Genomic DNA, 20,404 nt, shown 5'->3' with positions numbered 1-20,404 from the left:
GCAGGGGAGCGGCGGTCTCGCGTCCAAAACCATACCCGCTTTAGCGACATAAAAAGGCAACGCAATGTTGGCGGCCACGCCTCCACAGGATTTGACGCTTGACCTTTGGCCCAACCCCGCTTAACCGCGCAAATGGATGCAACAAGAGGGCAAGCCATGAGAGTTCTGTTGATCGGATCGGGCGGACGCGAGCACGCTTTGGCCTGGAAGCTGGCGCAATCGCCACTCATGACGGAATTCTATGCCGCACCCGGCAATCCCGGCATCGCCGAACATGCAAAGCTCGTGGCACTCGATATCGATAATCATGACGCGGTCGTCGCCTTCTGCAAGGAGAAGGCCATCGACTTCGTCGTGGTCGGACCGGAAGCCCCGCTGGTCGCCGGCATCGCAGATGCCCTGCGCGCCGCCGGCATCGCCGTGTTCGGCCCTTCCGCAGATGCGGCCCAGCTCGAGGGATCCAAGGGCTTCACCAAGGATATCTGCGCCCGCTACGACATTCCAACAGGCGCCTACCAGCGCTTCAACAATGGCCCGAAGGCGAAGGCCTATGTCCGTGCACAGGGAGCGCCGATCGTCGTCAAGGCCGACGGGCTTGCTGCCGGCAAAGGCGTTACAGTCGCCATGACGGTCGAGGAAGCGCTCGCCGCCATCGACGACTGCTTCGAAGGTGCGTTCGGCGAAGCCGGCGCGGAAGTGGTGATCGAAGCCTTTCTGGACGGCGAGGAAGCAAGCTTCTTTTGCCTTTGCGACGGCAAGCACGCTCTGGCACTCGCCACGGCCCAGGACCACAAGCGCGTCGGTGATGGCGACACAGGACCGAACACCGGCGGCATGGGGGCTTACTCCCCTGCTCCCGTCATGACCTCGGAGATGGTCGAACGCACGATGAAGGAGATCATCGAGCCGACGATGCGCGGCATGGCGGAAAGCGGCTATCCCTTCTCCGGCATCTTCTTTGCCGGGCTGATGATCACCGCCAAGGGTCCTGAACTGATCGAATACAATGTCCGATTCGGCGATCCGGAATGCCAGGTACTGATGATGCGCCTGAAGAGCGACCTGCTGCCGCTGCTCTTTGCCTGCGCCAACGGCACCCTCGACCAGGTGAGTGCCGAATGGAGCGACGAGGCCGCGCTGACTGTGGTCATGGCTTCGAAGGGCTATCCAGGCTCCTACGCCAAGAACACGCCGATCGCTTCACTGCCGGCCGATGGCGAAGGAGCAAAAGTGTTTCATGCCGGCACAGCCTTGAAGGACGGAGCGCTGGTGGCGACGGGCGGCCGGGTGCTCAACGTGACTGCGACCGGCACGACAGTCGGCGAGGCGCAGAAGCGCGCCTATGCCCTTGCCGGCAAGGTTGAATGGGAAAACGGCTTTTGCCGCGGGGACATCGGCTGGCGTGCAGTCGAGCGCGAGTCGTAAACATCGCGTCTATCCCGCATTCGGCCATCCATTAAATTTTTACCTAATCTCCTGACGGTATGGAAACAAAGGCTTGCTAATGTCTTCGTCAACCTAGACGGAGTTGTTGTTATGCGTTCCTTGCTTCTGACCTTGGCATGCGTATTGGCTGGCGGTACCGCCTTGGCCTCGTCTATACAGTCCATAGACAGCAGGGCGCATCGCGGTGACGGCAACATCATCGAGAAGAGCTGCGCTAATTGCCCTCCCCTCGCGCTGAAGACGGCCGAAAAGGAATACACCGTTCCGACGCTGACACCGGGCACACAATCGGTCGTTATCCGCACTGTCGACGGCGAGAAAAAGGTCGTGCGCACCGAGGCCTGGATGGGCGGCTCCCCGGTCATGTTCGTCAGCAAGCCGACGCCGGAAGCCCTGGCTGCGGCGGGCGAGCCCGCCGATGGCATCGACATGACGGCAACGACCGCAGCTCTTTCGCAAATTTCTGCGCTTCCAGCGACCGCACCGCTCGATCTTTCCACCTTCCAGCTGCGCCAATAACAGCGCAGTCTGCCTCCCATGAAGATCTGCCGATGTCTCGATGGATGATCAGTCATCACCGAGACATCAAAGAAATATATATTCTGATAATATTCTAAAATACTAAATCATTAGTCAGGCACTGCAGTTGGCTTCATAGTTATGTACAAATAAAAATAAATATTACTTATCCAGAAGAAGCATATCTTCGGTTTCAAGTTTCCAGAAATACAACCAACCCCCTATAATTAAAGGTTTCTTAGACATAAAAAGCGATTTTACTGCCCACCGGACAGCAGCATGTCATTTCGAGCAGCGGCAAGCGTATTGAGGTTCTCTCAGGCGATCGCACAGGCGGTAGGATACCGCACCGGTATTCAATTACCTGTGGGAGACGTTATGAAAAATCTCAAGATCGCACATCAATTATTTGCCCTGCTCGGCGTCCTGATGGCCGCCTTTGCCGTGGCCACTTATTTTCAGATCCGGTCGCAGGCCGATTCCATCTATGACGACCGCTTCGATATGCTGCGCACGCAGGTCGAATCCGGCATATCCGTTCTGGACCAATACTATCAGCGTGAAAAATCCGGCGAGATGACGCATGAGGCCGCTCAGGCGGAGGCCTTCAAGCTGCTGTCGCATGTCAGTTTTGCGCCGGCCGGCTATCTCTTCGGCTTCGACTACAATGTCGTACAACGCATTCACCCGAGCCCTGTCAATATCGGCAAGGACATGTCCTCGCAGGTTGATAAGAACGGCACCCATTTCAGCAAGGAAATGGTCGAAAAGGGCATCAAGGGCGGCGGCCGGACGATTTATTACTGGAACAAGCCCGGCCATGCCGATAGCGAGTTCTTCCTGAAGGGCAGCTATTCCGCCGCCTTTGCTCCCTGGCAGCTGGTGCTCGGCTGCGGCGTCTACATGGACGACCTGCAGGCTCAGATCAACGCGACGATGTGGCGGGCGCTGCTGATCTGCGGTCTTGTCTTCGTCATCGGTATCGGTGCGGCCCTCTACTTCATTCGCGGCATAACGAGACCGCTTGCCGAGGTTCACGCCGCCCTCAAGGCCGTGGCTGACGAGGACGTCAAGGTGAGCATCCCCCATGCCGATATGCGCAATGAAATCGGCCTGATGGCCAAGGCGACGCAGGCGCTGCAGGAAAAGATCCGCGAACGCCATATCCTGGCGGATCGCCAGGCCGCTCAGGAACTGGAGATCAGCAGCGAACGCGAGCAGAACCAGCGCCAGCAGCAGGACGAAGCCCGTGAGCAGGCGCGCGTCGTCTCCGTTATCGGCAGGGCGCTCGAAGACCTCGCCCAGGGGAACCTGACCATACGCTGCAGCGATCTCGGTACGGGTTACGAAGGCCTGCGCAACAACTTCAACGAGGCGCTGTCGCATCTGGAAGCCGCCATGGGACGCGTCAATGCCAAGGGCAACGACATCGGCCTCAGCAAGGAAGAGATTCGTCGCGCCTCCAACGAACTTTCGCAGCGCACCGAGCGCCAGGCCGCCAGCCTGGAAGAAACCTCGGCTGCCCTGGACGAACTGACTGTCGCCGTCCGCCAGACCGCGGAAGGCGCACATGAGGCCAGCAAGCGTGTTCATGCCGTCAGCACCGAGGCTTCACGCAGCGATGCCGTGGTTGCCCAAGCCATCGAAGCCATGAGCGGGATCGAGAAGTCGTCCTCGGAGATCGGCAAGATCATCGGCGTCATCGACGAAATCGCCTTCCAGACCAACCTTCTGGCACTCAACGCCGGCGTCGAAGCCGCTCGTGCCGGCGAATCCGGCAAGGGCTTTGCGGTCGTCGCCCAGGAAGTGCGCGAACTGGCCCAGCGTTCCGCGGCAGCCGCCAAGGAGATCAAGGATCAGATCGCCCGCTCTTCCGGCCAGGTCGACCAGGGCGTCCGCCTTGTCGGCGAGGCCGGCGAAGCGCTGAAGCGCATCTCCGACCAGATCAAGGCCGCCAACGAAATCGTCTCGAAGATCGCCCACAGCGCCTCCGAGCAGGATACGACGCTGCGCTCGATCTCCTCTTCGATGAACCAGCTCGACGCCGCGACCCAGCAGAACGCCGCCATGGCGGAAGAGACGACAGCCTCGGCCGAGACGCTCGCCGCCGATACGGAAGATCTGCTGGCGCTCATCCGTGGCTTCCGTGTCAACGACGGCCACCCCGCCATGGATCACCGCCGCCGCGCCGCCTGAGCGGGGTAAGTCAGAAAAGCAAAACCGCCGGGCTGACGTCCGGCGGTTTTCGTTTAAGCTCCGACTGGTTGCCTCAGTCCGTCGTCTTCAGTCGCTCGACCAGCCTGTCGATCTCGCGATCGGAGTAAACCTCGATGCCGGCTCGCTGCAACAGCGCCGCCGTGACGCCATGGCCGGTGTGCCGGGCGCCGGAGAATGTACCGTCATAGATGAAGCCCGAGCCGCAGGATGGGCTGCCATCGATCAGCAGGGCATAGCCGCAGCCGGTTTCCTTAGCGAGCGCCAGCGCATTTTCGGCTGCCTGTAGAAATTCGGCTGTAACATCGCCGCCGGTAATCTCCAGGACGCGTGCTGTGCCGGCAAGCACGTCCTCACCGGTGGCTCCGCCAGCGATTTCGGCCGGCGGCCTGGGCACAGCCATGCCCGAAGACATTTCCGGACAGATCGTTACCAACAGCCCCTCCTCGCGCCAGCGATCAATCGCCGGATGGATAAGCGGCTTGGAACGGCCGTCATAGCGGACGGCATAGCCCATGAGGCAGGCGCTGACGAGGATCTTGTTCATTTTATCGAAGGCCCAACGGTAAAAGCCTATGGGTAGAATACGTTGACTGATCAGTTCGCGGAGCTCTGTACAACAGCAGACTCCCCCGTCTTTGCAACGTGATCTTGCGTGCCATGAGCGGCGAACTCGCAAAGGCCGAAAATTACCGTCAGACCAAAGAAAACCGCCAGAAAAATGCAGTGTATTCCTCCGACGCGTGTCGCGAAATACTGCCTACGAATATCCCTGAGCGCTTCCTGTCCCCTCGCCCCGTTCTCTTCCAAACGCTTGGCGTAGTCCGAGTAGCTGCGAATACCACGCCAAAATGCGCGCTGACTGACTTGCATTCTCGGATCGCGAAACACTCGCGGTGTCAAAATGACAAAAAGCATGGCCATAAGCAGCCAGAGGCCAAAAAAAGACATTCCAAACAAAGGCATAAACCATTGCTCGGCGGTCATCTCTTGGTTACCCCGCAATCTTCGAGAAGTCAGCGACCGTGCCCGTTGCCTCGCGGATCAGGCGCAGCAGCGCCAGGCGATTGGCGCGGATGGCGGCGTCTTCATCGTTAACGAGCACGTCTTCGAAGAAGCGGTCGACGGGCACGCGCAGCTTGGAAAGCGCTGCCATGGCCGAGCGGAAATCTTCCTTGGCGATTGCATCCGATGCTTCCGCGGAAGCGGCTTTGACGGCGGCGAACAGATGCTTCTCGGCATCGAGCTTCAGCAGCGCTTCCGAAACGCTGTCGGCGACAACCGTACCCTTCTTCTCTTCGGCCGCCAGAAGCTGCGTGGCGCGCTTGGTGCCGGCGAGCAGGTTCTTGCCATCCTCGGAGGTGATGAAGGCCGTCAGCGCCTCGACGCGACGGGCGATCATCAGCAGATCGTCGGTCTCCGGCGTCAGCACCGCGTCGATCAGGTCATGGCGAGCGCCGAGATCGCGCAGGTAGACCTTGAGGCGATCATGGAAGAAGGCCAGCAGATCGGCATCCTTGGTCGCTGCCAGCAGCGGCAGCCGCACGCCTCGCTCCAAAAGGATACGGACGACGCCGAGGGCAGCGCGGCGCAGCGCGTAAGGGTCTTTCGAGCCTGTGGGCTTCTCGTCGATCGCCCAGAAGCCGACGAGCGTATCCAGCTTGTCGGCGAGCGCGACCGTGATCGCAACCTTGTCCTCGGGGACGCGGTCGGATGGGCCTTGCGGCTTGTAGTGATCCTCGATGGCGGCGGCGACCGAGGCGTTCTCGCCCTGCAGTACCGCATATTTGCGGCCCATAAGTCCCTGCAGCTCGGGGAATTCGCCGACGGCTTCGGTGCGCAGGTCAGCCTTGGCGAGCACAACGGCGCGGTCGACCAGAGCGGGATCGGCGCCGGTAATCTTGGCAAGATCAGCCGCCAGCGCACGAATGCGGGTGACACGCTCGCCCTGGCTGCCGAGCTTGGCATGGAAGGTAACACCAAGCGCATCGAGCTTGGCCATGCGCTGATCGAGCGGCTTCTTCAGGTCGAGCCCGAATTTGGCGGCGGCGGCTTCCAGCGTTTCGAGATCGGGCAGATCGCCCTGGTCGCGCTTCCAGAAATGCAGCGCGTCGGACAGGCGGGCGCGTACGACCTTGCCGTTGCCGTGAATGATTTCCTTGCCGCCATCCGTCGCCTGGATGTTGGAAATGAGAATGAAACGGTTGGACAGCGTCTCTCCCACCTGCGGGCGGGTGACGAAACACTTCTGATTGGTCTTGATGGTGAGGCGGATGATTTCCGAAGGGATCGAGAGATAGTCTTCCTCGAAGGAGCCCATCAACACCTGTGGCCACTCGACCAGACCGGATACTTCTTCCAAGAGGCCTTCATCCTCGACCAGTTCCAGGCCGTTGGCAAAGGCGATATCGCGGGCGTCATGCAGGATGATGTCCTTGCGGCGCTCGGCATCCAGAACGACCTTAGCCTTTTCCAGGCTCGAGACATAATCCTCGAACCGCTTGACCATGATCGCATCAGGCGCATGGAAGCGATGGCCGTAGGTCACGTTCGAGGCGACGATGCCGTCGATCTCGAAGGCGATGACGACGGTCTCTTCATGTTCGGTGCCGAAGGTGCAGATGATCGACTGCAGCGGGCGCACCCAGCGAAGCGAGCCGGGTCTGGCGGATGCCTTGCCCCAGCGCATGGATTTCGGCCAGGGAAAATTTCTGACGATATCGGGCATCACGGCAGCGACGATTTCCTCAGCCGAACGGCCCGGCTTGGAAATGATCGCGACGTAGAAATCGCCCTTCTTCGGGTCGCTTTGCACCTGCGCTTCCGAGATGGACGCGAGGCCTGCGCCGCGCAAAAAGCCCTCGATCGCCTTTTCATTGGCGTCGGTGCGCGGTCCCTTGCGCTCCTCGCGCACATCGGCCGAGCGTGCCGTCAGGCCGCGAATATCGAGCGTGAGGCGCCGCGGCGTCCAATATTCCCTGGCCCCCTCATAGGAAAGACCCGCCTCGACCAGGGCATCCGTCACCAGCTTCTTCAGATCGCCGGCAGCCTTGCGCTGCATACGGGCGGGAATTTCCTCGGAGCGGAGTTCGAGCAGGAGATCGGGCATGTCAAGGTTCCTCACCCTCCCCTTGAGAGAGAGGGTCGGCACGGCGTGCCGGAGTGGCGTGAAAACGGTCGGCCTCTGCTAGCAAAATTTGCCGCTGCTGCACAATGGCAAATATCGTATCCAGAACAGCCTCGATCTCATCCATGACCTCGGCATTCCAGAATCTTATGACATGATAGCCTTGGCTTTCGAGATAGGACGTCCGGTCAGCGTCATAACGCCTTGCCGGTGCCTCTGTGTGCTGGCTGCCGTCGAGCTCGATAATGAGACCGATCTGATGACAGGCGAAATCAGCGAAATAGCGTCCGATCGGAACCTGACGGCGAAAGTGCGTCCCTTCGATCGGAATGCGCCATAAATGCCTCCAGAGCCTGGTTTCCGCATCCGTCGAACCGGCACGTAAGCGGCGGCTATTGGCAATCTTGAAGCGATCCAGTTTGGAGGGCTTTTTGGGCATTAACGATCCATATCTCTTGAGATAGCGCCGCTCCCAACACCCTCCCCTTGAGGGGGAGGGTCGGCCGCAGGCCGGGGTGGGGTGATCGCGGCAACCTCCGCAGCCAAACAACAGTCACCCCCACCCGCCGCTTCGCGGCGACCTCCCCCCTCAAGGGGGAGGTGTGTAACTACCACCCCCCGCCGCCGCCGCCGCCTCCGCCGCCACCGGAGGAGCCGCCGCCACCGCCGCCCCCACCGCCAAATGCAGAGGATGAGCTCGATACCGGGGCGGGAATGGTCGAGGCGATGGTGGATGCCATCGACGACGAGAAATCACCGATGGTTCCGCCGATGTTGCCGGGGTTGAAATTGCCGGAATACCAGAGCGGCGCATAGGCGGCGGCCACAGTCGCGCCGGCTGCCGTTGCGAGCCAATTCTCGAAGGCGCTCGACCAGGGCTTTTCGACGCCGAGTGCTACCGCATAGGGCAGCAGCTTTTCGAAATGCTGCGGCGACATCTGCGGTGCGCCCTGCATGTTCATGCGCTCGCGTTCGGCGAGCGTCAGATATTGTCTGAGACCGGCAATGCCATCCATCATCTTGCGCCCGAGCGGCGTCGGTGCGCCCATCAGGAAATAGAAGACGACGTTGAGCGCGAAAATGCCGACGATGCCGGCGGTCAGCGGCAGCAGGCCTGCCTCCCATAGAGGCACCACGGCAGCGCCAAAGCCGTTGACGACGGCCGATACCACGATGAAGCCGAAGAAAGCACAGATCAAAACGGACAGGATCCGTTGGCCGAGACCGGCGTTGTGACGGCGGAACCTCCGGCCGATGATGTTGGTAAAGATCGTCACGAAGACCGACAGGAAACCAGGCATGAGGATCAGCGGCACGGCGTTTTCATGCAATCGCCCAAAGATGATGATGGACGCCAGGATCAAGACAGACAGAGCAATGCCGGCGATGACGTAAAGCGAATTGGCTTTGTAATATTCACCGCGATGGTCACGCTCGATGGCGCTGCGGAATTTCGAGCCGAGCTGCTGTACCGCCTCGCCGTTCTCCTTGCCGATGACCAGCGGAGAAAATGGACCAACGGCCTGCATCAACACCTTGTCGCCACCGACCAGATTGCTGTCCGCCGCCTTGCCGGTGGGTCGAATGACGACCTTCTCCTTCAGATCATCAAGAACGACATAGCCGCGCACCGCGAGATCGATCGCCGTCGCCGACAGCGCCGTCCAACCGGAGCTGGCGAAGCCCTTATTGTCGATATAGTTCACCAAAGCCGGTGAAATGCCCTCAGGCGGGTCCCAGCGCGGAACCATCACGCCCGGCGGCGGATCGCGCCCAACCCTCACCCAGCTGCGCATGTAGTAGATGAAGAGGACGATCAAGCCGCCGATGGCGATGATGGTATCGATATGATCACGGAGGAACCAGCCCCACTGCTGGGTGCCGCTCGGCGGCGCGATCGTCCCTTTGGCAAGCTTGACGGCGATGGTCAGGCCTTCGGCCATGGCGAGCGGCCGGGTCGTTGCGAAGGTGACGATATTGCCCTGTGCGCTCGCACTTGCGTTCTTGCCGTTCGCGCCGAGAGGGCCGGTGAAGAAGGCAAGCTGTTGCGGCTGCACGCCATCGGGCAATGTCACCACCGCTCTGGCATTGATGATTGGAAACAGCCAGCCATTGCCTGTCACGTTCCAGTAGAGCTCTTCGTGATCATCGAAATAGCGGATCTGCCTGTCGGTATCGTAGGTGATGCGGAATGTGTGCGGGCCTGGGTTCAGGACTCGATCGGCATTGCCGATATAGATGCGCTCACCACCCTGGATGCGCTCGCTGCGCCAATCCTCCGGCTGACCATCACGCTCGACGGAGACGACCTTGAAATCCACCTCGGTCGTGCGGCCGTTGGCATCGGTGAATGTCAGCGGAAAATCGCGGAAGATGCCACGGCGGATATCACGCCCTTCCGCATTCACGGCGATGGTTTCGACCACCCGCATCGAACCGTCGCGATGCAGGGCAATCGCCTGATCGAAATTGGCGATGAGTTCGGCCGCCGTTACCGCGGTTGCGCAAAGCAGCAGGCACAAGGCCAGGAAGAACCCGCAAAACCGTGTCATCGCTCCCCCAAGAGATAGCGCGGCGCCGTTGCCGGCGCCGCCTCACGTCAAGAATGCTTCCGCGCCCTCACTTCCCGTGGGATTGCAGAGCGTCAGTCTTCGTAGGTGACCCCGAGTGAAGCCAGCACGTTCCAGTAGGACGGGAAGGTCTTGGCGACGCAGTCCGGGTCGAGAATGGTGATGCCGCCGATCTTCAGGCCAGCAAGCGCAAAGCTCATGGCGATGCGGTGATCGGCGAAGCTGTCGATCTCGGCTGGCAGGACCTTGCCGGCAAGGCTCGGATCAGAAGCGACGATCAGATCATCGCCCTCCTCGGTGCCGAGGTCCGGGACGATACGCGATAGGCCACTCGACAGCGCGCGGATGCGGTCGCATTCCTTGACGCGAAGGTTCTCGATGCCGACGAAGCGCACCGGCGTTTCGTTGAAGGCGGCGAGAACGGCGAGCGTCGGGATGGCATCCTGCATCTGCGATCCGTCGATGACGGCAGGCAGGTGCGGGAACTTCGAGATGAAATCATAGGCCCGCGCATCCGGCTGCGAAAAGTCCGTGGCCGGCGTACCGAGATCGATCTTGCCGCCGCTCAGAACTTCCGCCGCCCAGAGATAGGTCGCGGCCGAGGCGTCCGGCTCGATGAGGAAATCGGCGGCATGGTAGCCGGTGGCCTCGACGCGCCAGGCAACCGGGCTCACGCGCTCGACCTTGGCGCCGAAAGCGCGCATGGCGGCGACAGTCAAGTCGATATAGCCGAGGGCGCCGATATGCTCGCCAAGCAACTCGACATCGACGGCGCGGTCACCGCCGGCGGCCATCATCAGGAGCGCCGAGACATACTGGCTGGACAGGCCGCCATCGATCTGCACGCGGCTTGCCTCGAAGCGGCCGGTGCCGTTGATCGTCACAGGCGGGCAGCCGGTTTCCGTCGAGGCGTCGATTCCGAGCGAACGCAACGCATCGACCAGCGGGCCGATCGGCCGCTTGCGCATGTGCTGATCGCCATCGACCACGACCTTGCCGTCGACCAGAGCGGCGGCGGCCGTCAGGAAGCGGGTCGCCGTGCCGGCATTGCCGAGGAAAAGCGGCTCGGACGGTGCTGTCAATTTGCCGCTGCCCGTCACGATGAAGGTGGTGGCGTCGGGCTCGTCGATCGTGACACCCATGGCGCGCAGTGCTTCGGCCATATAGCGGGTATCGTCACTCTTCAGCGCACCGGTCAGCCGGCTCGTGCCCTTGGCAAGGCCGGCGAGCAGCAGCGCGCGGTTGGTGATCGACTTCGATCCCGGCGGCATGGCGCGGCCGGTGAGCGGCTTGCCAGGCGGGATAATCGTGAGTTTGGCTCTACCCATCATCATTCTCTTTGGTCAGTCAGGAAGGCGGCCGATGGCCGATTTTCAGGTCAATCAAGGAGGCGGCCATCGGCCGCCAAGCGACTTCCTTTACCGCCTCACACGAAAAACCGATAGCGGGAATCTCAGAACTTTACCGTGGGAACGGCGCGATCCGCTTCGTTGGTGATCTCGAAATAGGCCTTCTTGACGAAGCCGAAGGGGCCGGCGATGAGATTGTTGGGGAAGGTCTCGACCTTGACGTTCAGATCGCGCGCGGCACCATTGTAGTAGCGGCGCGACATCTGGATCTCGTTTTCCGTCGTCTCCAGCGACTGCTGCAGCTCGACAAAGCCGGTATTGGCCTTCAGGTCGGGATAGGATTCGGAGACGACCATCAGGCGCCCAAGCGCCTGGCTGAGCATGCCTTCGGCAGCGGCGCGACCGGCAACGTCGCCAGCGGGGACGGCCTGGGCCGCGGCACGCGCCTGGGTGACTTCCACGAGCGTCTTATTCTCATGGCCAGCATAGCCTTTGACCGTCTCGACCAGGTTGGGAATGAGATCGGCGCGGCGCTTCAATTGCACGTCGATGCCGGACCACGCCTCTTCGGCAACCTGGCGGGAACGAACAAGCCCGTTGTAGATGAAGACCACATAGAGTGCTGTCAGCACTATGATCGCTAGAAGAATATACATCTCGAATCCCCATGGCGACTGCAACCGCCGGGACACTAGGCAGATTTTTTCGCAATGTCACCCGGCATTTACCGCAATAATCGCCCAAAGTCGGGCGAAAGCAGCCCAATCAGAGGAATTACATTCGCGATTGCTCAAAGAAGATGTGCCGTGAACCATGATCTCTGGAGCGCGCGTATACGCGCTCCGGCTGGAGTTCAGGCTCAGGCCGCCTGCTGGTTCCAGTTGATGCCGCCTGCATCGGTGAGCAGGAACGCCTCGCCGCAAGCCTTGGCCAGCGTGCGCACACGCAGGATGTAGCTCTGCCGCTCGGTCACAGAGATGACGCCGCGGGCATCGAGCAGGTTGAAGACGTGGCTGGCCTTGATGCACTGGTCATAGGCCGGGAAGACGCATTTGTGCAGGCGCTGGTTATCGCTGTCACCGGGGGCACCGGCCGCCAGCAATGCCTGGCATTCCTTCTCGGCATCGATGAAATGGCGATGCAGCATCTCGGTATTGGCATATTCGAAATTATGCCGGGAATATTCCTGCTCGGCCTGCAGGAAGATATCGCCGTAGCTGATCTTGTCTTCGCCTTCGAGGCCGTTGAAATTGAGATCGTAGACGCTGTCGACGCCCTGGACATAGGTGGCCAGACGTTCCAGACCGTAAGTCAATTCGCCGGCAACCGGTGCGCATTCGATGCCGCAGACCTGCTGGAAATAGGTGAACTGCGACACTTCCATGCCGTCGCACCAGCATTCCCAGCCAAGACCCCATGCGCCGAGCGTCGGGCTTTCCCAGTCGTCCTCGACGAAGCGGATGTCGTGCAACAGCGGATCGAGGCCGATCGCCTTCAGCGAGCCGAGATAGAGCTCCTGCAGGTTCGGCGGATTGGGCTTCAGGATGACCTGATACTGATAATAATGCTGCAGGCGGTTCGGGTTTTCACCATAACGGCCGTCGGACGGGCGGCGCGACGGCTGGACATAGGCAGCCCGCCAGGGCTTCGGGCCGAGCGCGCGCAGCGTGGTCGCCGGATGGAACGTGCCCGCACCGACTTCCATGTCGTAGGGCTGCAGAACCGCGCAACCCTTGTCAGCCCAGTAATTGTGCAGCGTCAGGATCAGCGCCTGAAAGGAGCGCTTCGGGTTCATATGGTCGGGCACGTTGGCAGTCATGGGAGCTGATTTCTTCTGCTAGCGAATGGTTGGGCGGACAGGTGCCACGGCGAGACGAAAGGGTCAAGACTTTGACAGGCAAACTGTCGTCTGGCCGTTGTCCGCCCCGCGACCTTCGCACATCCTACTCGTCGTCGCGCTTGACGCGGTATTCACCCGTCTTCGGATCCTTGACCAGCGTCCCGATCGCACCCGTGCGCCGTTCTGTTTCGGCGCGGCGGGACTTTTCGGCAAGCCGCTGAGCGTCGCGGACGAAACGCCGATACAAGAACCAGATGCCGCCGATAGCGACGATAAAGAAGATGATCTGGGGCATTACCCAGCGCTCCTGATTACAACCCGTACCGGCCCCACAATGCCTTTTCCTCTGCCGCTTCGGCAAGCCCGGATGCAAGGCTCGCACCGAGACCGTCCATGCCCGAGAGCGAAACACCGGGCGCGCGACGGCCGAAAAGACTGCGTGGCGTGGTGACCAGCGTCAGCTTGACCTTGTCGCCAAAGCGCTTCCGCAATTCCTGGCGCATGTCGCCGAGACCGTCGATCAGGCCAAGCTCCAGTCCGCGCCCGCCCGTCCAGAACAAGCCCGAGAACACGGTTTCGTCGGCCGAGAGCTTTCCCGTGCGACGCTCGAGCACCATGTCGATGAAGACCTTGTGAATCTCGAGCTGCAGGCTCTTCAGATATTCGATGTCCTTTTCCTTCTCCGGCTGGAAGGGATCAAGAATCGCCTTGTTCGCGCCGGCGGTATAGACACGGCGCTCGACGCCGATCTTCTTCAGTAGCTCCGGAAAGCCGAAGCCGCCGGAGACGACGCCGATAGAACCGACAATGGAGGTGGGGTCGGCGATGATTTCGTCACCCGCGAGCGCAATCATATAACCGCCGGAAGCTGCCACATCCTCGACGAAGACCAGAACCTTCTTGTTCTTCTCAACGGCCAGGTCGCGAATGCGGTTATAGATCATCCGCGACTGCACCGGCGAGCCGCCCGGCGAATTGACGACGATGGCGACGGCCGGCGCGGTCTTCATGTCGAAAGCCTTTTCCAACGCCTGCGACACACCGGCGAGATTCAGCGATTGCCGCAGCGGGCCGCCGCCCGCCGAAATGACACCGCTCAGCCGAACGACGGGGATGACCAGCCTTTCCTTGCGAAACCGCTTCGGAAGCATGCGTCTCAAAAACCCAACCATTCGTCACCTTGAATCATGAAGTTCACTGCCCGTGATGTATGCACGGAAACGACAAACGCAACATCGCCGATCGCATTTCATGTGCCAAATCACGCAAGCGAGACGCTATTTGCGTGCGTAGGCGGCACGACCATTATTCATATCGTCGACGAAATCGGTGAATTTATGCGTCCCCTCGCCGTGCATGATCAGCGGCGCGCGCAGCCCCAGCCGCGCCCTCGATCCCTTGATCGCCGTCACCAGGATACGAACCGCATTCTCGCCCTCGCGCGGATGGATCGGCGTGATCTCGATGCCGCCGAAACGCCGGCCACAGGCGGCGATGATCTCGCCGATCGATTCCGGCCGGGCGATCAACGACAGCTGGCCGCCGGGGATCATGATAGCGCCCGCCGTGCGTATCCACCGCTCGAACAGTCCCTCGGTCATGGCATGTGCCTCGGCCTTCAGCGCATCGGGCGTCAGCCGGTCGCTCGCATCGTTGAAGGGTGGATTCATAATGACATGATGGAAGCTGTCGTCGACCAGTCCCGCCCTATTGCGGTCCTTGCCGGTCAGCGTCACATCGGCTTCGATGACCGTCACACGCTCGGAAAAACGGGCATTTTCCGGCAGCAGCAGGCTCTTGCGGGCAAATTCAGCCATGTCGGGCGAGCGCTCGAACAGCACCACATCCGCCCGGTCGAGCCGCGACGCCACGGCCATGCCGGCGGCACCTGCGCCGGCACCGAGATCGGCCACCCTGATGGGCCGTTCGTCGGCCACGAGGGCAGCCAGCAGCATCGCATCCATGCCGGAACGATGCCCCCTGCCCTTGGGCTGGACAATATGGAATGCTCCGCGATGGAAGGCGTCGACGGTTTCGGAAGGGCTATTGGCCATGGCGGACCTCAGCCGCGCGCAGGGCGCAGCTCGTCTCCGAGACCGGCATCGACGAGAATGCGCCGTGCCTGATCGGCACGCTCCTCTTCCACCAGAAAACGGCGCGGCAGCATGCCGAGCGAGCCCTCGAGAATGCTCATGGCCTGATCCGCGACAAAGCAATGAATCCCGGCGTCTTTCATCAGGCTCTCGGCAAAGGAAAGAAGGACCGGATCATTCGTGCGGATCAGTTCGTGCATAAGCCTTGAGTTTCCTGTCAAATTTACGCGACGAGACAATTCGCCTCTTGCCGCCTCTTTCGCCCCTTCTTATGGTGCTTTGCAGAAAATGAACAGGAGTCCGGATCGTTGGGCGTCGTGATACCGCTGGAAGAAAGCAAGAATAAACTGGCATCCATCAAGCCTTTGGTGGATCTGACCAAGGCGGACATGGAACGCGTCAATCAGCTCATCCTGTCGAAAGCCGGCTCCGATGTACAGATGATTCCCGAGGTTGCGGAGCATCTGATCTCGTCTGGCGGCAAGCGCCTGCGGCCGATGCTGACCATCGCCTCGGCAGCGCTCTACAATTACCAGGGCGACAATCACATCAAGCTCGCCACATCGGTCGAGTTCCTGCATACGGCAACCTTGCTGCATGATGACGTGGTTGACGAAAGCGATCTGCGCCGTGGCAAATCCACTGCCCGCATGATCTGGGGCAACCAGGCGAGCGTCCTCGTCGGCGACTTCCTGCTCGGCCAGGCCTTCCGCATGATGGTGGAAGTCGGCTCGCTCGACGCGCTCGACGTGCTGTCTTCGGCGGCCTGCGTCATTGCCGAGGGCGAAGTGCTGCAGCTGTCGGTCTCCAAGAACATGGAAACGACCGAGGACGATTATCTCTCGGTCATCCGCGCCAAGACAGCAGCGCTCTTTGCCGCCGCGGCCGAAGTCGGTCCGATCGTCGCCAATGCCGGCAAGGCGGAGCGCAATGCGCTCAAATCCTATGGCACCAATCTCGGCCTCGCCTTCCAGCTTGTCGATGACGCGCTGGATTATGGCGGCAAGGCTGTTGATCTCGGCAAGAATGTCGGCGACGATTTCCGCGAAGGCAAGATCACACTTCCGGTGATCCTGGCCTATCGCCGTGGCACCGAAAAAGAGCGCGCCTTCTGGCGTGACGCCATCGAAACCGGCAATAACAGCGACAAGAATCTCGAGAAGGCTCTGGGGCTCATCACGAAATATGGCGCGCTTGCCGACACAATCGCCCGGGCTGTCCATTATGGCACCATCGCCCGCGACGCTCTGGCACCATTGCCGGAAACGCCATGGAAATCAGCACTTCTCGAAGTGATAGATTTCTGCATCGAACGCGTTAATTGATAGCGGCAGGCCGAATTTGTTGCAGCGCCGCTTCAAAAAAGCCATCCTGTTGTGAATCAGTTGACACGAACGCTTTATGCCGCCGGCGACTTCGCTGGCCGTCCCTCGATGAAAGGCTTTCTAATGCGGCAGAGACTTGCCATCCGTTTTCTCTCGGGCGTAGCCTTGGCGGCGATCCTTTCAGTGTCCGCCCTGAATGGTGCGCGGGCCGACGACAAGCCGGCAGCACCCGAGGTCAACGCCGAGGTCGTGTTCGATCCCGATAGCGTCGATACATTCGCCGGCGCGTTCCTCGCTGCCCGTACCGCCGATGTCGACCACGATTACGACACCGCCATCGCGCTTTACAAGAAAGCGCTGATGATCGACCCGGGCAACCCCGAAATCCGCCAGCGGCTGATGATTTCGCTGCTGCTCAACGGCAATCTCGAAGAAGGCGTCAAATACGCCAACGAGCTGAAGAGCGATCCGTCCGTCGAGCGCGTCACCACGATCGTGCGCGGCATGGACGCAATCCGTCGCCACGAATATCGCAGCGCGCAGGAAATCCTCAAATATAACGGCCCGAACGATCTCGACCGGATGATGACCAACCTGCTTTCTGCCTGGGCGCGTGCCGGCTCCGGCCGCGGCAAGGAAGCGATCTCGATGATCGACAAGATGAAGGGCCCCGATTGGTTCAACATCTTCAAGAACTATCATGCCGGCGCCATTGCCCTGACAATGGGCGACCTGAAGTCGGCGCGCTCGCATCTCAATGATGCGGTCCTCGACAAGACGGGCGGCGCCACGGCTCCCGACACCTTCATGCGCTCTGTCATGGCGCTGGCGCGCCTGGAAGCCAAGGCCGGCGACAAGCAGAAGGCTCTCGACACGATTTCGGTCGGCGACAATCTCGTCAGCAATTACGCGCCGTTGAATGCGCTGCGTGACAGCATCACCAAGGGTGAGACGCCTGACCAGCAGGTTACCGACGCCGCGCAGGGTGCCGCAGCCGTGCTCTTCACCATCGGTGCTGCGCTGAACCGCGACGGCGCCGAAGACGTCGTTTCGCTTTATCTGCAGATTGCCAATTCGCTCGATCCGAAGGCCGCCGATACGCTGGTTCTTCTGGGCGGCCTGGCCGAAAAGCAGGAACAGACCGATCGCGCCATCGCCTTCTACAAGAAGGTGCCGGACAATTCGCCGATGGCGCGCATCTCCGAGCTGCAGCTCGGCCTTGCGCTCGCCCAGGCCGGCAAGGTCGACGACGCTCGCAAGCATCTGAAGGCGCTGATCGATTCTGATCCTAACGATGTCCGCAGCTACCTGGCCTATGGCAGCGTCCTTTCCGACGCCAAGGACTTCCAGGCCATGGCCGATAATTACGACAAGGCCGTGCAGATCATCGGGCCCGTGCCGAAGCGCAGCGACTGGGCCGTGTTCTTCCAGCGCGGCATTGCCTATGAGCGTCTGAAGAAATGGGCCGATGCCGAGCCGAACTTCAAGAAGGCTCTGGAGCTGAACCCTGATCAGCCGCAGGTGCTGAACTATCTCGGCTACTCCTGGGTCGACATGAATATGAACCTCGACCAGGGTCTGGACATGATCCGCAAGGCCGTCGACCTGAAGCCGGATGACGGCTACATCGTCGACTCGCTTGGCTGGGCCTATTTCCGTCTCAACCGCTTTGACGATGCGGTGAATGAGCTGGAACGGGCAGCGCAGCTGAAGGCCGGCGACCCCACCATCAACGACCATCTCGGCGATGCCTATTGGCGCGTCAACCGCAAGCTGGAAGCCGTCTACCAGTGGAACCGTGCTCTGGCCTCCAAGCCGGAAGAAGCCGATATTCCGAAGATCAAGGAAAAGGTCGACAAGGGCCTGCCGGCACTCGACACCGATCCGAAGACGGTCGACAAGAGCAAGCAGCCCGATCCGGCACCAGCTCCGTCCCCTGACTCGAACGCGCCGGCTCCGGTCGACAAGAAGTCCTAAGACTTCCCATGAACACGATCTTGGCAGCGGGCGATTTCGACCTCACGGAGGAAGCGCCCGCAAAGATCAATCTTGCGCTGCATGTTACCGGCCGACGCGCCGATGGCTATCATCTGCTCGATATGCTGGTGAGTTTTGCCCGGCATGGCGATCGCCTTGGTTTCCGTGCAAGCGGCGAGGATGAGTTCAGCCTCTCCGGGCGCTTCGGTCCGCTGCTCTCCGCAGATGCCGAAGCTGGCGACAATCTCGTGCTCAAGGCGCGCGGCCTACTGCGGCAGGCGGCCCATGCGGCCGGTATCGATGCACCCGCGGTCCACATTCATCTCGAAAAGAACCTGCCGATCGCCTCGGGCATCGGCGGCGGCTCGGCGGATGCGGCGGCGGCGCTGCGTGGGCTGATGCGGCTATGGCGGCTCGTTTTGCCGGAGGAGACGGTCAAAGCCATCGCATTGAAGCTCGGCGCCGACGTGCCGATGTGCCTTGCCAGCCGGCCATTGGTGGCGCGGGGCATTGGCGAGGCGATCGACCTGCTGCCGGACTTTCCGGCCTTTGCCATGGTTCTTGGCAATCCGCTTGTCGGCGTCTCGACGCCGGAAGTGTTCCGCCTGCTTTCCCGCAAGGACAATCCGCCACTCCTCTTCCCATCGCAGATGCCGCAGCGCCAGGGCGAATGGATCGATACGATCAGGACCCTTCGAAACGATCTCGAGCCACCGGCACGCGCGATATGCAGCGAGATTTCGACGCTTTCCGCCTTGCTTGAGCGCCAGCACGCCATCGTGACGCGTATGTCCGGCTCCGGCGCCACCTGCTTCGGCATCTTCGAAAATAGCGACCAGGCTGAGGCGGCAGCTGCTATGCTTCACAGACAGAGGCCGGACTGGTATTTCCAGGCGACCGAAACGATCGCGGGAGAGGCATGATGGCAGGCCCAGGCAGCGAAAGACCCTTCATCCCCGTCGGTATCGCCGTGTTGACCGTTTCCGATACACGAACGCTTGCGGACGATAAATCCGGCGACACGCTGGTCGCCCGCATCGCCGAGGCCGGCCACAGGCTGGCGGGCCGCGCCATTGTTTCCGATGACAAGGAACGCATCCGCGCGCAGGTGGAGGCCTGGACAAAGGACGCAGCCGTGGACGTGGTGATCACCACGGGCGGCACTGGCTTCACCGGTCGCGATGTGACGCCCGAAGCGCTGGAGCCCTTATTCGAAAAACGGATGGACGGCTTTTCCGAAGTCTTCCATCGCATTTCCTACGATAAGATCGGCACGGCGACGATCCAATCCCGGGCGACCGGCGGTGTAGCCAACGCCACCTTCATCTTCGTGCTGCCGGGCTCTCCCGGCGCCTGCAAAGATGCCTGGGATGGCATATTGAAGGCTCAACTCGACTACAGGCACATGCCCTGCAATTTCGTGGAGATCATGCCGCGCCTGGACGAGCACCTGAAGCGTGGCGGCGGTTCCCGCTAGGTCCTGCGTCTCCGTGGGACATTTGCAGCCCTATGCTTTCGGCCCCGGCAAGACAGGAATTGATTCCCATCTTTCGCCATTGAGAATGATGCAGCTCCGGCCGGAGGCGTCACTGACCATCATCGTCCAGCTGCCGCTTTCAGCAACATAGATCTCAACGATCGTGTTGGGGTCGAGCTTGCCGACAGCCGACAGCTTTTCAGAAAGATTGTCGCCCAGGAACGCGATCATGTCGACGCGCTTGGCGCAGGCGAGTGTCGCTTGGGAGGCAGCGACGCCGGGATAGAGAATCGCACTGGCAAGGACGGCCGTAGCCATCAGGCGGTAGAACATCGTGCGTTTCATAACGCACCTCCTTCTGCCGAAATCTCGGCGGAAAAGGAGAGTTCCGCTGACCAGTTCCGCCGCATACCGGCATCATCATGGTCGGCCGCCCAACGCGACACGCGAAAGGTGCCGCCACACAG

The 20,404-nt window shown here is 61.0% G+C and carries 20 protein-coding genes; 7 read left to right on the top strand and 13 right to left on the bottom strand.

All coding sequences use genetic code 11. The annotated features are described in order from the left end of the window. Nucleotides 1-156: 156 nt before the first annotated feature. From purD to ACQZ6F_RS13015, 3 genes are all read left to right on the top strand, one after another. Nucleotides 157-1,425: a phosphoribosylamine--glycine ligase gene (gene purD, locus ACQZ6F_RS13025; protein ID WP_449095857.1), complete on the top strand. Its 1,269-nt coding sequence runs from the start codon at nucleotides 157-159 to the stop codon at nucleotides 1,423-1,425. A 111-nt stretch (nucleotides 1,426-1,536) separates the two neighbouring features. Then, the gene (locus ACQZ6F_RS13020; RefSeq protein ID WP_449095858.1) at nucleotides 1,537-1,965 is read left to right on the top strand and encodes a plant virulence effector HPE1-like domain-containing protein; all 429 of its coding nucleotides are present in this window, start codon (nucleotides 1,537-1,539) and stop codon (nucleotides 1,963-1,965) included. 378 nt (nucleotides 1,966-2,343) lie between these two features. After that, nucleotides 2,344-4,161, top strand: a complete 1,818-nt coding sequence (locus ACQZ6F_RS13015) for a methyl-accepting chemotaxis protein (RefSeq protein ID WP_449095859.1) — start codon at nucleotides 2,344-2,346, stop codon at nucleotides 4,159-4,161. Between the two features lie 73 nt (nucleotides 4,162-4,234). On the opposite strand, the gene ACQZ6F_RS13010 is transcribed toward ACQZ6F_RS13015, so the two are convergent. From ACQZ6F_RS13010 to ACQZ6F_RS12955, 12 genes are all read right to left on the bottom strand, one after another. Continuing rightward, a complete protein-coding gene (locus ACQZ6F_RS13010; protein WP_449095860.1) occupies nucleotides 4,235-4,726 on the bottom strand; it encodes a DUF523 domain-containing protein in 492 nt (163 codons plus the stop codon). A 50-nt stretch (nucleotides 4,727-4,776) separates the two neighbouring features. Next, a complete protein-coding gene (locus ACQZ6F_RS13005) occupies nucleotides 4,777-5,166 on the bottom strand; it encodes a hypothetical protein (protein WP_449095861.1) in 390 nt (129 codons plus the stop codon). Between the two features lie 7 nt (nucleotides 5,167-5,173). Continuing rightward, nucleotides 5,174-7,288, bottom strand: a complete 2,115-nt coding sequence (glyS, locus tag ACQZ6F_RS13000; RefSeq protein ID WP_449095862.1) for a glycine--tRNA ligase subunit beta — start codon at nucleotides 7,286-7,288, stop codon at nucleotides 5,174-5,176. Nucleotide 7,289: 1 nt separating this feature from the next. Further along, the gene (locus ACQZ6F_RS12995) at nucleotides 7,290-7,745 is read right to left on the bottom strand and encodes an endonuclease domain-containing protein (protein ID WP_449095863.1); all 456 of its coding nucleotides are present in this window, start codon (nucleotides 7,743-7,745) and stop codon (nucleotides 7,290-7,292) included. 169 nt (nucleotides 7,746-7,914) lie between these two features. Further along, nucleotides 7,915-9,858: a DUF2207 domain-containing protein gene (locus tag ACQZ6F_RS12990; RefSeq protein ID WP_449095864.1), complete on the bottom strand. Its 1,944-nt coding sequence runs from the start codon at nucleotides 9,856-9,858 to the stop codon at nucleotides 7,915-7,917. Between the two features lie 92 nt (nucleotides 9,859-9,950). Beyond that, nucleotides 9,951-11,207 carry a 3-phosphoshikimate 1-carboxyvinyltransferase gene (locus tag ACQZ6F_RS12985; RefSeq protein ID WP_449095865.1) on the bottom strand — a complete coding sequence of 419 codons (1,257 nt, stop codon included), beginning with the start codon at nucleotides 11,205-11,207 and terminating at the stop codon, nucleotides 9,951-9,953. 122 nt (nucleotides 11,208-11,329) lie between these two features. After that, nucleotides 11,330-11,881, bottom strand: coding sequence for a LemA family protein (locus ACQZ6F_RS12980; protein ID WP_449095866.1), 552 nt, complete (start codon nucleotides 11,879-11,881; stop codon nucleotides 11,330-11,332). A 203-nt stretch (nucleotides 11,882-12,084) separates the two neighbouring features. Further along, a complete protein-coding gene (locus ACQZ6F_RS12975; RefSeq protein WP_077471442.1) occupies nucleotides 12,085-13,044 on the bottom strand; it encodes a glycine--tRNA ligase subunit alpha in 960 nt (319 codons plus the stop codon). Between the two features lie 124 nt (nucleotides 13,045-13,168). Further along, the gene (locus ACQZ6F_RS12970; RefSeq protein ID WP_077471441.1) at nucleotides 13,169-13,360 is read right to left on the bottom strand and encodes an NfeD family protein; all 192 of its coding nucleotides are present in this window, start codon (nucleotides 13,358-13,360) and stop codon (nucleotides 13,169-13,171) included. A gap of 16 nt (nucleotides 13,361-13,376) precedes the next feature. Beyond that, nucleotides 13,377-14,237: a S49 family peptidase gene (locus ACQZ6F_RS12965; RefSeq protein ID WP_449095867.1), complete on the bottom strand. Its 861-nt coding sequence runs from the start codon at nucleotides 14,235-14,237 to the stop codon at nucleotides 13,377-13,379. A gap of 105 nt (nucleotides 14,238-14,342) precedes the next feature. Further along, entirely contained in the window at nucleotides 14,343-15,119 is a 777-nt protein-coding gene (locus ACQZ6F_RS12960) for a tRNA1(Val) (adenine(37)-N6)-methyltransferase (RefSeq protein ID WP_449095868.1), read from the bottom strand. An 8-nt stretch (nucleotides 15,120-15,127) separates the two neighbouring features. Continuing rightward, complete coding sequence (locus tag ACQZ6F_RS12955; RefSeq protein ID WP_075855603.1) at nucleotides 15,128-15,358, bottom strand: putative signal transducing protein; 231 nt, start codon at nucleotides 15,356-15,358, stop codon at nucleotides 15,128-15,130. Between the two features lie 108 nt (nucleotides 15,359-15,466). Here ACQZ6F_RS12955 and ACQZ6F_RS12950 point away from each other — a divergent pair, with 108 nt between their 5' ends. The 4 genes from ACQZ6F_RS12950 (at nucleotide 15,467) to moaB (ending at nucleotide 19,937) form a co-directional block, all read left to right on the top strand. Continuing rightward, nucleotides 15,467-16,483, top strand: a complete 1,017-nt coding sequence (locus ACQZ6F_RS12950; RefSeq protein ID WP_077471438.1) for a polyprenyl synthetase family protein — start codon at nucleotides 15,467-15,469, stop codon at nucleotides 16,481-16,483. Nucleotides 16,484-16,606: 123 nt separating this feature from the next. Next, nucleotides 16,607-18,460, top strand: a complete 1,854-nt coding sequence (locus ACQZ6F_RS12945) for a tetratricopeptide repeat protein (RefSeq protein WP_068387576.1) — start codon at nucleotides 16,607-16,609, stop codon at nucleotides 18,458-18,460. Between the two features lie 8 nt (nucleotides 18,461-18,468). Next, entirely contained in the window at nucleotides 18,469-19,383 is a 915-nt protein-coding gene (locus ACQZ6F_RS12940; protein WP_449095869.1) for a 4-(cytidine 5'-diphospho)-2-C-methyl-D-erythritol kinase, read from the top strand. Continuing rightward, on the top strand, nucleotides 19,383-19,937 hold the full coding sequence (gene moaB / locus ACQZ6F_RS12935; protein ID WP_449095892.1) for a molybdenum cofactor biosynthesis protein B: 555 nt from the start codon (nucleotides 19,383-19,385) through the stop codon (nucleotides 19,935-19,937). Before ACQZ6F_RS12940 ends, moaB begins: the two co-directional genes overlap by 1 nt. 30 nt (nucleotides 19,938-19,967) lie before the next feature. On the opposite strand, the gene ACQZ6F_RS12930 is transcribed toward moaB, so the two are convergent. After that, nucleotides 19,968-20,282 (bottom strand): hypothetical protein, encoded by a 315-nt coding sequence (locus tag ACQZ6F_RS12930; RefSeq protein ID WP_077471435.1) that lies wholly within the window; start codon nucleotides 20,280-20,282, stop codon nucleotides 19,968-19,970. Nucleotides 20,283-20,404: the final 122 nt, after the last annotated feature.

This window comes from Rhizobium sp. A22-96 (genome assembly GCF_053521805.1).
Note: the sequence above shows the minus strand (reverse complement) of the source record. Positions and strands in the feature narration are given on the sequence as shown.